We start from the raw sequence: 12,156 nt of genomic DNA on the forward strand, positions 1-12,156 counted from the left end.
AAAAAATTAAATACAAGGGGTTTTACAATGAAAGCAATTGTTATAGGGATACTGGCATCATTTTTCTTTGCCTTTACTTTTGTTTTAAACAGGGTAATGGACTTAGAAGGTGGAAGCTGGATTTGGAGTGCATCATTACGGTATTATTTTATGGTTCCAATGCTATTACTTATTGTTATGTATAGAGGGAACTTAAAGCAACTCTTTCAATATATGAAAAATAATCCGAAAGAATGGTTAGTGTGGAGTATCGTTGGATTTGGTCTCTTTTATGCACCGCTTAGTTTTGCTGGAGCGTTCGGACCAGGTTGGCTTGTTGCATCAACATGGCAAATTACAATCGTTGCAGGGATTTTGTTAACACCATTTTTTGCGGTGGATCCACTACATAAAAAACTTCCGATGAAGGAATTAGTTATGTCGGGCATTATTTTATTCGGTGTTGTTCTCATGCAAGCAGAACATGCTTCTTCATTAGGTATTCGTGAAACCGTTTTATGTGTAGTTCCTGTACTTATTGCAGCATTTGCGTATCCTCTTGGAAATAGAAAAATGATGCAAGTTTGTAAAGGGGAATTAGATGTATTTCAGCGAGTACTCGGTATGACATTAGCAAGTTTACCATTTTGGTTTTTATTATCTGGTTACGAAGTATCAACAGGCGGATTACCGTCAAGTAGCCAAGTTTTTCAATGTTTTATTGTAGCAGTTAGCTCTGGGTTAATCGCGACAGTATTATTTTTCTTTGCAACAGATCTTGTGAAAGATGATCCGCAAAAATTAGCAACAGTGGAAGCGACGCAGTCTGGTGAAGTTTTATTTGCGCTAGTAGGAGAGCTGATCTGGTTATCTGCACCAATTCCGTCATCATTATCTTGGATTGGTATGAGTCTCGTTATTATTGGAATGATACTTCATAGTTATGTGGCTGTCGTTGTAAAAAAAGAAGAAAAAATAACGGCGTAATGAGATTAGCTCTTTTTATTAAGAGTTAGTCTTTTTTTCATAGAAAGGGATGAAAGTATGAATATACATCGCGTTGAACAAATTGAAAAAGATTCAATATTAAATGTGCTACAATATGCCGTCGGTCCAAATGAAATAAGCTTAAAGAAGGCAATAATATTTTATCAAAGTAATAAAGGGACTTTGTACAAATATGAAGAAAAAGCTTGTCTAGGTATTGAAATAATCGGAGAAACTAAAGCACGAATATGTCATATAGCAGTGGCTCCAGATTATCGTCAAAAAGGAATTGCACTACAAATGATTAAAGAGATTGTAAGAGTATACCAATTGACTTATATAGAAGCGGAGACAGACGATGGGGCGGTAGAATTTTATAAAAGAATTGGTTTTCAAGTTAAAAGTTTAGGAGAAAAATATCCAGGGATAGAAAGATTTCATTGTTACATGGAAAAATAGCATGAAAATATATAATTGTACATATTGAATATAGTTTGAAAAAAATAATAATTTCATTATATAATATAGGTATCTGGAAAAATATAGATAAAAGAAGATAGGTGTATAACACGTGAGAATGGAGAAAAGTAAGTTTATAAAAATAGCTACTTCAATAGGGGTGTCATCTTTTTTATTAACAGGTTGTGGTGATTATGAAGAAAAAACTGCTCAGCAAGAAAGTACAGCTGTTAAAACAGATGGTGCAAAACAAAGAAATGAACAAGAAACATTAAATTGTGATGATAAAGCCCCAACCAATGAAAATGTAGAGAAAGATGAGTTATGCAAGGAAAATAATCCGTCATTTTCATCTTATCATGAAAACTCTCATTTACCGATACTTCCATTTGTAGCAGGATATTTATTAGCGAGTAGAACTTCAAATATGAATTATACAGCAAAACCAAATTTAATGAAGAAACCGTATGCAAATAATGTTATTCCATATCGTGAAAAAGATGAGCGTAGAACAGGTGGCGGTAGTAGCGGTGGTTATACTGGTGGTTCTAACGGTAACAATAATACTTCCAATAAAGTAGATTTAAATAAACAGCAGCCAAATCCATCCAATAAAGTAACACCAGATACAAATACGCCAAAATCATCTACTACGCAAACACCGAAAGTAAACTCTGGTTCAAGTGGAATTGGAAACGCAAAAGCGCCAGCAGGATCCTAAAACGAAAGGGTAATGGAGTAATGTATACAGAACGAGAGCAAGAAGAGTATATGAAAGTATGGTTTTCACTTGCAGAAGAGGCTAGTAGGAATGGTTTCACTTGGCCTAGTCTGTTAGAGAATGAAGAATGGAATCAATATATGGCAACAGGGATGTATCGCATGCCAGCAAAAACTTATACTGCTATCTCAAAAGCGACAGAAGAAATCATGTATGTGTTATATAGAACGTATCAATATATTGTAAATACGACAGAAGATTTTCAAAAACTTGGATTCCCAGCTGAAGCGTGGGAAATGGCGAGAATGAAACATAATGGTTTATTTTCATATTTTACAAGGTTTGATTTTATCGTAAATGGTGACGATATAAAATTAATAGAAGTAAATTGTGATACGCCAACAGGCTATTTAGAACCGTCTGTCGCAAATGAAGTGTTATGCCGTTATCATGATGTAAATCACCCAAACCATATAGAAGAGCATATTGTGCAGGCATGGGAACAAATTAAACATGACTATCATATAGGCCCTGAAGAGACGATATATTTTACTAGTTATGATTGGCACGATGAAGATAGTCAAACGGTTCAGTTTTTAAGAACGTATTGCTTAAATCAGTCAACGGACTATGTAGGAATACAAGACATTGTCGTTGCGGAAGATGGTATATATACGCCGAGTGGAGAAAAAATAAAATATTTATATAGACTGTATCCAATAGAGTATTTAGTAACGGACGTTGATAAGAATGGAAAAAGGATTGGTTTACAATTTTTAGATCATATTGCGCAAGAAAGAGTGAAAATTATTAATCCGCCAGCCGCATTTGTTATGCAAAACAAAAGTGTACTCGCACTAATTTGGAAGCTTTATGAAGAAAGTGTTTTCTTTACAGAAGAAGAGCAAGACATTATTTATAAATACTTTCTACCAACATATTTTTCAAATAAGCGATTTCTAGAAAGACATGAATCATACGTTTCCAAACCTGTATTTGGTCGTGAAGGTGGCGGAGTATCTATATACGAAAATGATGAATTATTAGCTGAAGATAAAACAGAGTATTACTTTGAACAAAGGAAGATATACCAGCAATACATAGAAATGCCTGACTATACCATTGACACATGGGATGGTCCATATACTGGTAAACTATTAATTGGCTCTCACTGTATAAGCGGAAGAGCAGCAGGCTTATTTTTACGTGTAGGTGAGAAAATAACGGGAAACTTATCAATGTTTACTGGGGTTACAATTGAAGGATAAAGTAAACAAAGAGCTCATCATTTGTGATTAGCTCTTTCGTCTATGTATAAAACAGCTTTTTATGGTGGGGATGTAAAATCTTCACTTTCTTTTTGTGTTTTAAATCTGAATATTATAATTTAAATGTTTTTTTGTGTAATCATATTACTATTTTTTATAGATGTGAAAAATGATTAAGTTAAAAATTAAGAAAAATATGATAATATATTTATATAGAAGTTTAAATTTACGTAGCTAGTGGGGGAACCAATATGAAAATGAATGAAATAGTAGCAAGTACACAATTTCCAAATACAATCGAAACAATAACAAAAGATTTAAAAGCATTAGGAGTCGAAAAAGGAATGACAATTATCGTTCATTCATCACTAAGTTCTATCGGGTGGATATCTGGTGGTGCGGTTGCTGTAGTAGAAGCATTAATGAAAGTTGTTACGGAAGAAGGAACGATAATAATGCCAACGCAATCTTCGGATTTGTCCGATCCGAAACATTGGTCAAGACCACCTGTACCGGAAGACTGGTGGCAAATTATCCGAGATAACGTCCCAGCATTTGATTCACGTATAACCCCAACAAGGGGAATGGGTGAAATAGTTGAATGTTTTCGTACATATCCGAATGTAGTACGTAGTAATCATCCGTTAGGAAGTTTTGCTGCATGGGGAAAACATGCAGTAGAAATAACAATGAACCATTCGTTATCAATGAGCTTTGGAGAAGAATCTCCATTAAGAAAAATATATGATTTAGACGGGTACGTATTATTAATTGGTGTTGGATATGATTCCAATACGTCTGTTCATTTATCCGAGGTGCGTTCTGGTGCATGTGAGTTAATACAAGTAGGAGCACCTATTATAGAAAACGGTGAAAGAGTGTGGAAAGAGTTTTTTGAAATGGATTACGAATCTGAGAAGTTTGTAGAAATTGGTGTGGAGTTTGAGCGAAAAGGAACTGTAAAAAATGGGAAGATAGGGAATGCAATGTGTCGTCTAATGAAACAGCGTGATATAGTTGACTTTGGAACAGAATGGTTTCGTAAGAAAAATTAGTAAGGGATGGTTACAATGAAGGGGAAAAAGGTATTAATTACGAGCGGTGGTTGTCTAGAAAAATGGGATCAAGTACGCGGGCATACGAATATGGCCAAAGGTACAATCGGAAGGATAATCGCAGAAGAACTTCTAGCTAAAGGGGCACATGTTATATATTTACACGGTTATTTTGCGGAGAAACCGAGTGATGTACATAGAGGGTTAGAATTACATCCATTTGAAGGAATCGTTGATTTACAAGATAAAATGAAAAGTATCATATCACATGAAAAGATTGATGCAGTCATTATGGCAGCGGCTGGATCAGATTGGATTGTGGAGAAAATTTGTGATCAAGATGGTAATGTTCTTAATATGAACGGAAAAATTTCAAGTGATATAGCACCGATTATTCACTTTCAAAAGGCTCCAAAAGTATTAAAACAAATAAAAGAATGGGACCCAGAAACAGTACTTGTTGGTTTTAAACTTGAAAGTGATTTAAATGAAGAAGAACTGTTTGAAAGAGCAAAAAATAGAATGAAAGAAGCAAGGGCGAATGTAATGATTGCGAATTCACCACATTCTTTATATTCGCGCGGAGCTGTGCATTATGTAATTGGACAGGATGGTAAAGGGAAGTTGTGTAATGGGAAAGATGAAACAGCGAAAGAAATTGTCAAAAGCTTAGAGTTATTATGTAATCGTGTCACTGCTTTTTAAAATTAAGTTTTTAGATGAGAATGAATCCGCATAGTAATAAGTAAGCGAAACTTTAATTGGTGGGAATTTTACTTTTACACGAATGTGAAGCGTATACCAATCAAGAGCTATACACAGAATAATTGGTGAGGAGTGGATTCTATGGAACATTTATTAAAGCAAGCTATTAAACTTAGAAACGAAAAGAAATATGCGCAGTCTAAAGAGATGCTTATAGGATTAACAAACTTTACAAAGGATGCAGAAGTACTGTATCAGTGTGCGTGGATACATGATGTAATGGGGCTAGAAACAGAAGCAGTTCCGTATTATGAGCAGGCAATCGCAAATGGACTTGATGGCGAATCGCTTTGCGGTGCTTATATTGGTTTAGGAAGTACATATCGTTGTATAGGGGAATATGAAAAGGCAATTACAGTATTAGAAGCTGGGGTGAAAAAATTCCCAGAGAACGCTCCGATGAAAGTATTTTTATCATTAGCAAAATATAACGTAAACGATCACGAATCAGCGATGAAATTATTACTTGAAACTGTCGTGAAAGTAGAGGAAGTAAAAGAATTTGAACGTGCCATTTCATTTTATAAAGACCATTTAAATGAGGTTTTTAAATAAAGGAGTGAACGTATGGAGGTTACACTATCACGAAGGCGAAAAGGTGTTTGGATTGGACTCGTCTTTTTAATTATGCTACCAAACTATTTATTGTATGCCCTTCCAATTGTACCAGTTGCGCCGAAAGAAGTTGTGCTTGGGTCATTATTAGATTGCATGTTTGTCATTCCAATCATCACGTATTTCTTCATTATTCGAAAAAGATACTCGTTAACGTATATAGTTCCTGTTGTAATAGCTGGTTATATTTTTGCGAGATTTATTATTCCAAGTGACTATTTACAAGCTTTTTCATTCATCTTTTATATTATTGTTGCGGCTGAAATTGCATTTGTAGGTCTAGAATTATTCCTTCTCTATAAAATTGTTAGAGTGCTTCCTAAAATAATAAAAAAATATAAAGAATATAGAAGAGAAAATTATTCCTTTTCTTATGCAATTGATGCAGCGTTTGACGCTACTATGAAAAGAAGTAAGTTAGTAGATGTCATCCTAACAGAGTGTAAGTTAATCTATTATGCGTTTTTATCGTGGCGTGAAAAAGTACCAACAGGTAAATCTGTATACTCATATCATAAAAAGACTGGTGCTATAGGTGTGTATATCATGATTATTCATGCAACAATAATTGAAAGCATTGGTTTTCATTATTTACTACATCAGTGGAATCCAGTAATAGCATGGATTTTACTTATTTTAAATGTATACGCGATGATTTATTTTATAGCTGAAATACAAGCGATGCGCAAAAATCCCCTTGTCGTAACAGAAGAACAAGTAGTCATTCAAATCGGATTAGGAAAGAAAATTGTTATGCCATTTACACAAATTGATAATATTGCGTTCTACAAGGGTGAATTGCTAACGGCAAAAGAAAGGAAACAGGTATTGGATGCAACTGTTATGGAGTTCATAAAAGAACCTGCTACTTTTGAAATAACATTAAAAGAGCCAGTGAAAGCGCAGTTGTTATACGGCTTTTCTAAAACAGTAAGTCGTGTTTACTTAAATGTTGATGAAGAACGAAAATTTTATGATGCGGTTAAGGAAAAGTTAAAACATGAGTAATAGTGCTGTTAGTTACATAAAAACAAATGAGCTTCCGTTAGAAGTGAAAAAATTATGAAACATGGATAGTGAAAAACTCTTTCTAAATAAGAAGGAGTTTTTATTATATACTTTTATAAATCATTATATAAAAAACTATACACTTCTTTATCACTACATAAATGGATATAATTGAGGATAGAACTAGCATAAGGGGAAACAAAATAATGAATAAGTTACTTACATCGAAAATTGAAATTATAGAAAGAAAAATCCGGTATAACTCAACAATAGTAGATCACAATTGCTTATTACTTGAAAAGCAATCACAAAGTATCGTTTTATTTCACGAGGTGCAGTATTCATTTACAATGACTGCAAATGATACTAAGTTAACAATCCCAAAAGGAAGTTATACAATCGCATATTACTGGAAAGATCGTCCGTACAATTTATACGTATGGAGAGATATAAAAGGAAAGTATTTAGGTTCCTATTTTAATATTGTAAAAAACACACAAATAAAAGATGAAGTGGTTTCCTTTGAAGATTTAATCATCGATATTATGGTACTTCCAAATGGAGAATACTTCATATTGGATGAAGATGAATTACCAGAACCATTAGGGAATTTCGAAGGTGGTTACGTGAGGAAAGCTCTTTATGGATTAAAAGAAATCATTCAAAAAGAGCTGCCACCAATAGTTTTGGAGACAGCCAGGGTGCAGAGGAAATAAAATTTAATTACATAAATATTTTGAATGGGAATGAGTAGTCTCAAGTTATATGATCTAACTTTTTTAATAAATCTAAGGTTAGTAGCATATTTCTTGAAATTACTCTTTTTTTTGTAGAAATTTCGTCGCTTAGTTATTAAATCCCATCAAATGCATTTAGCGTGTGAGTTTTCTTATTGGTTACAGTGGATTAAAAATCAGAAAAAATAGTAAGTAAATGATATTGTTCAAATAAACAACAGTAAAAATATTCAAACGAATCATATGTATGTTTTGATAAAACCTAGTTGACTTATCGGAAATATTTGTATAATATGTACTTAATTCCATAACGTATTGCTGATTGGAGAAACCAAAGGCATTTTATCTGTTGATAAAATGCCTTTGGTTTTTTTTATTGCACAAATACTGAATCTGTTCATTTATATGAATCATTTTAAGGAGGAGAAGAAATGACTGTTTCAATTGATGGGGTATCAAAATATTTTTTGAAACAAACTGGTACTGTTCAAGTATTAGAGAATATTAATTTTCAATTAGAGAAAGGGGATTTTGTTACAGTAATTGGTCCGAGTGGGTGCGGAAAAAGTACATTACTAAAAATTGTTGCCGGTCTAGATAATGATTTTGAAGGGGAAGTTGTTATTGACGGGGATCCTATCTTAAAACCGAGTAAGAAACAAGGTTTTATTTTTCAAGAACATAGGCTTTTTCCATGGTTAACAGTTGAAGAAAATATAGCGGCAGATTTGTCGTTAAAAGATAAGTATGTGAAAGATAAGGTGAGAGAATGGGTTGAAATCGTTCGGTTAGATGGCTTTGAAAAATCGTATCCGAAAGAGATTTCAGGCGGGATGTCACAACGTGTTGCGATAGCGAGAGCGTTATTAAGAGATCCGAATGTATTATTACTTGATGAACCTTTTGGAGCGCTGGATGCTTTTACTCGAAGTCATTTACAAGAAGTATTGCTAAATATTTGGGAGCAGAAGAAAACAACAATGATATTCGTTACACATGATATAGACGAAGCGATATATCTTTCAAACCGAATCATCATTATGAGTGCAAAACCAGGGAAAATACATAAAGTGATTGAAAATAATTTGCCTTATCCGCGAAATAAAACTTCTCAATCGTTCCAACAACTTCGAACGAAAGTATTACAGCAGTTTGAATATGGAGGGTTGATTCAAACAAGTATATAGGAAAAGGATGATTTTATATGTATAAAAAATTTAAAATTCTTTCTTTTGCTTTAGCTATATCAGTATGTTTATTAGGATGTGAAAAAAGTACAGCAAGTAGTAAGAAAGAAGATGTAACAATAGAAATTGGTATACAGCAAGGATTAAGCCCGCTATTACTAGCAAAGAAAAAGGGATGGTTTGAAGAGGAGTTTAAAAAAGAAGGAGTTAAAGTGAAATGGACAGAGTTCCAAAGTGGACCTCCTTATTTTGAAGCAATCGCATCAAACCGGTTAGACTTTGGTGAAGTAGGGAATTCTCCAGTCATTTCAGCGCAAGCAGCAGGTATTGGATTTACCGAAATCGCCAATACAAGTTATGCGAGAAAAGGAACTGGAATTCTCGTTCAAAAAGATAGTAAGATTGCGAGTGTAAAAGATTTAAAAGGTAAAAAAATTGCAGTAGCAAAAGGAAGTAGTGCCTTTAATTTATTATATCGAGCACTTGATAAAGAAGGTATTGATGCAAAAGATGTAAATGTCATTCAATTACAACCAGATGAAGCGCAGCCTGCATTCGAATCAGGATCAGTAGATGCATGGGCGATTTGGGACCCTTTCATATCATTACATACGTTAAATAAAGGTGCGAAGGTGATTGCAGACGGTGAAACATTAAATGTCTCTTCACCAGAATTTTTAATTACGAGGACAAAATTTGCGAAAGAACATCCAGAATTAGTTGAGAAATTCCTCAAAGTTTATGAGAAAGCACGTGTATGGCAAGATGCTAACTTAGATGAAGCAATAAAAGTATACACTTCTGTAAAAAAGATAGATGCAGAGATTGTAAAAGAAGTGTTTAATCACGACAAACCAATTTTAGTTCCGGTAACTAAGGAAATAATAGCAGAACAACAAAAGACTGCGGATTTTCAATATAAGCTCGGTTCTATAAAGAAAGAAATTAAGACGGAAAAAGTTGTAGATAATTCTTTCGTAGAAAAAGCATTGAAAGCGAAGTGAAAAGAGGTTTTGTAAAGTGGAAAATACGAAAGCTGTTATGAAACCAGCGAGTATAACGATTAAGAAAAATGGCATAAAGAAGGTACGAAAGTTAAATGTAAAAGTTTTAGTAAGGGCGATTACTATACCGGTTATTATATTAATAATTTGGCAGTTGGCTGGCGTATTCGGTCTTGTTTCTAAAACAGTTTTACCAACACCATTAGATATTTTTCTAGCTTTCCAAGAGCTTATTAAAACAGGAGAGTTATTCGGCCATTTAAGTATTAGTGTATTCAGGGCTGCGGCTGGTTTCTTTATTGGTGGGGGCTTAGGAATCATTTTAGGAACGATTGTTGGATTTTCAACGAGAAGTGAGCAATATTTAGACCCATCTGTGCAAATGTTAAGAACTGTACCTCATTTAGCTGTTGCGCCGCTTTTCGTATTATGGTTCGGTTTTGGTGAAACATCAAAAGTGTTATTAATTGCAGATGGTGCATTTTTTCCTTTATACGTAAACGCATTTTTAGGTATTAGAGGTGTGGATTCAAAGTTATTTGATGTTGCGAGAGTGTTAGAGTTTAGTAAAAGAAAATTAATCACGAAACTAATTTTACCAGCTGCATTGCCTAACCTTTTACTAGGAGCAAGGTTATCGTTAGGTGTTGCGTGGGTGAGTTTAGTAGTAGCAGAACTTATGGGGTCTACAGAAGGTATTGGCTATATGATTATGGATGCAAGGCAATTTTCAAATACAGATATCGTATTTGTCGGCATAATTATATTTGCATTTGTTGGGAAGTTTTCTGACTCTCTAGTACGTTTACTAGAAGTGAAGTTTTTAAGATGGCGAGATAACTTTAAAGGTGAGACAGGGAATTAACATATAAATTATTAGGGGTAATTTATATAGAATGTGTTAGTATACGATTCAAAATAAATAAGGGGTGTGTAAAGGTATGGAATTATTATGGTTTATTCCGGCTTATGGAGATGGTCGATATTTAGGAACGACAAAACGAGGAAGAGCAGCTGAATATGGTTATTATAAGCAAGTTGCTGCGGCAGCTGATTATTTAGGATAGACGGGTGTTTTACTTCCAACTGGTCAAGGATGTGAAGACCCTTGGGTGTTAGCTTCAGCTCTTGCTGCTGAAACAGAAAAACTAAAATTTTTAGTAGCAGTGAGACCAGGACTAATGTCCCCTACAGTTGCAGCGAGGATGGCATCTACATTTGATAGAATTTCACATGGGAGGCTGCTTATTAATGTAGTAGCTGGAGGAGATCCAGTTGAACTACAAGGAGATGGATTATATCTTGATCATGATGAAAGATATGAAGCAGCGGATGAATTTTTAAAAGTTTGGAAATCGACATTGCAAGGTGAAACGATCTCTTTAGAAGGAAAACATATTAAAGTTACAGATAGTAAAGTTGTATTCCCACCAGTTCAAACGCCATATCCTCCTATATATTTCGGAGGATCGTCAGCTGCTGGAAAAGAAGTAGCAGCTGAACATAGTGATGTATATTTAACGTGGGGAGAGCCGCCAGAGCAAGTGAAAGAGAAAATAGAAGAAGTAAGAAAACTTGCAGAAGAGAAGGGGCGTACAGTGCGATTTGGCATTAGATTACACGTAATTGTAAGAGAAACAGAAGAAGAAGCATGGGAAGAGGCAGAACGTTTAATTCAATATGTGGATAATGAAACAATTGAGCTTGCTCAAAAGACATTTGCAAGATATGATTCGGTTGGTCAAAAACGGATGACCCATTTAAATAAAGGTACGAGAGAGTCGTTAGAGATAAGCCCTAATTTATGGGCTGGAATCGGACTTGTAAGAGGTGGGGCAGGTACTGCACTTGTAGGCGATCCGCATACAGTAGCAGAAAGGATAAAAGAATATGAATCGTTAGGAATTGATACGTTTGTTTTATCAGGATATCCGCATTTAGAAGAAGCGTATGAAGTGGCAGAATTGTTATTCCCATTATTGAAAGACGAGAAGAAAGAAGAAAATAAAATTGTTGGTGAAATGATTGCTGATGCATATGCATTAAAAAAATAGTGAGAAATAAAGTTTCACTTATTTATTGCTTCATTTTGTTTACTGCCTGTTAACACGAGATAAAAAACCCGCAAGTTATTCGCTTGCGGGTTTTCATCGTAAATTATTAGAAAATATGGTAAAATTAAAGGGTAACTTAAGGTGCGGTTGGTTGTTCAATTATCACTTCTCCGAGTAGGAGGGGGGTGATAATACGTGAGTGAAATAGCGTTGCTACTGCAGGGTGGACTGTTTCTCGTTGCATTGTTAACGTTCGTCGTCGTTTTAATAGACAAGCTCAAAAAATAACAACCCACCTATGCCTATAGAATGTGGGT

13 protein-coding genes and 1 pseudogene are annotated in these 12,156 nt (G+C 34.5%); all 14 read left to right on the forward strand.

What is annotated here, in order from left to right; all coding sequences use genetic code 11:
- Positions 1-27: 27 nt before the first annotated feature.
- The 14 genes and pseudogenes from HMPREF2590_RS14210 to HMPREF2590_RS30780 all read left to right on the forward strand — a co-directional run bounded on the left by HMPREF2590_RS14210 (position 28) and on the right by HMPREF2590_RS30780 (position 12,127).
- Positions 28-966 (forward strand): DMT family transporter, encoded by a 939-nt coding sequence (locus tag HMPREF2590_RS14210; RefSeq protein ID WP_050821907.1) that lies wholly within the window; start codon positions 28-30, stop codon positions 964-966.
- Between the two features lie 57 nt (positions 967-1,023).
- Positions 1,024-1,425 carry a GNAT family N-acetyltransferase gene (locus tag HMPREF2590_RS14215; RefSeq protein ID WP_001020845.1) on the forward strand — a complete coding sequence of 134 codons (402 nt, stop codon included), beginning with the start codon at positions 1,024-1,026 and terminating at the stop codon, positions 1,423-1,425.
- Between the two features lie 112 nt (positions 1,426-1,537).
- Positions 1,538-2,146: a hypothetical protein gene (locus HMPREF2590_RS14220; protein ID WP_050821906.1), complete on the forward strand. Its 609-nt coding sequence runs from the start codon at positions 1,538-1,540 to the stop codon at positions 2,144-2,146.
- A gap of 20 nt (positions 2,147-2,166) precedes the next feature.
- Entirely contained in the window at positions 2,167-3,414 is a 1,248-nt protein-coding gene (locus HMPREF2590_RS14225; RefSeq protein ID WP_000287883.1) for a glutathionylspermidine synthase family protein, read from the forward strand.
- 251 nt (positions 3,415-3,665) lie between these two features.
- Positions 3,666-4,469 carry an AAC(3) family N-acetyltransferase gene (locus HMPREF2590_RS14230; RefSeq protein WP_000783343.1) on the forward strand — a complete coding sequence of 268 codons (804 nt, stop codon included), beginning with the start codon at positions 3,666-3,668 and terminating at the stop codon, positions 4,467-4,469.
- Positions 4,470-4,484: 15 nt separating this feature from the next.
- A complete protein-coding gene (locus HMPREF2590_RS14235; RefSeq protein WP_000676724.1) occupies positions 4,485-5,174 on the forward strand; it encodes a phosphopantothenoylcysteine decarboxylase domain-containing protein in 690 nt (229 codons plus the stop codon).
- A 141-nt stretch (positions 5,175-5,315) separates the two neighbouring features.
- Positions 5,316-5,789, forward strand: a complete 474-nt coding sequence (locus tag HMPREF2590_RS14240) for a tetratricopeptide repeat protein (RefSeq protein WP_000400636.1) — start codon at positions 5,316-5,318, stop codon at positions 5,787-5,789.
- Positions 5,790-5,801: 12 nt separating this feature from the next.
- Positions 5,802-6,857, forward strand: coding sequence for a hypothetical protein (locus HMPREF2590_RS14245; RefSeq protein WP_050821905.1), 1,056 nt, complete (start codon positions 5,802-5,804; stop codon positions 6,855-6,857).
- Between the two features lie 206 nt (positions 6,858-7,063).
- On the forward strand, positions 7,064-7,573 hold the full coding sequence (locus HMPREF2590_RS14250; protein ID WP_001037878.1) for a ribonuclease FAU-1 family protein: 510 nt from the start codon (positions 7,064-7,066) through the stop codon (positions 7,571-7,573).
- 452 nt (positions 7,574-8,025) lie between these two features.
- Complete coding sequence (locus HMPREF2590_RS14255; RefSeq protein WP_002005342.1) at positions 8,026-8,781, forward strand: ABC transporter ATP-binding protein; 756 nt, start codon at positions 8,026-8,028, stop codon at positions 8,779-8,781.
- A gap of 17 nt (positions 8,782-8,798) precedes the next feature.
- Positions 8,799-9,785 carry an aliphatic sulfonate ABC transporter substrate-binding protein gene (locus tag HMPREF2590_RS14260; RefSeq protein ID WP_000276905.1) on the forward strand — a complete coding sequence of 329 codons (987 nt, stop codon included), beginning with the start codon at positions 8,799-8,801 and terminating at the stop codon, positions 9,783-9,785.
- A gap of 16 nt (positions 9,786-9,801) precedes the next feature.
- A complete protein-coding gene (locus HMPREF2590_RS14265) occupies positions 9,802-10,650 on the forward strand; it encodes an ABC transporter permease (RefSeq protein ID WP_000432134.1) in 849 nt (282 codons plus the stop codon).
- A gap of 76 nt (positions 10,651-10,726) precedes the next feature.
- Positions 10,727-11,839 (forward strand): annotated as a pseudogene (ssuD, locus tag HMPREF2590_RS14270) (FMNH2-dependent alkanesulfonate monooxygenase).
- Positions 11,840-12,034: 195 nt separating this feature from the next.
- On the forward strand, positions 12,035-12,127 hold the full coding sequence (locus HMPREF2590_RS30780; RefSeq protein ID WP_001289320.1) for a putative holin-like toxin: 93 nt from the start codon (positions 12,035-12,037) through the stop codon (positions 12,125-12,127).
- The last annotated feature ends 29 nt before the right edge of the window (positions 12,128-12,156 follow it).

The sequence above is a fragment of the Bacillus sp. HMSC036E02 genome (assembly GCF_001836235.1).
Classification (GTDB): Bacteria; Bacillota; Bacilli; order Bacillales; family Bacillaceae_G; genus Bacillus_A; species Bacillus_A cereus.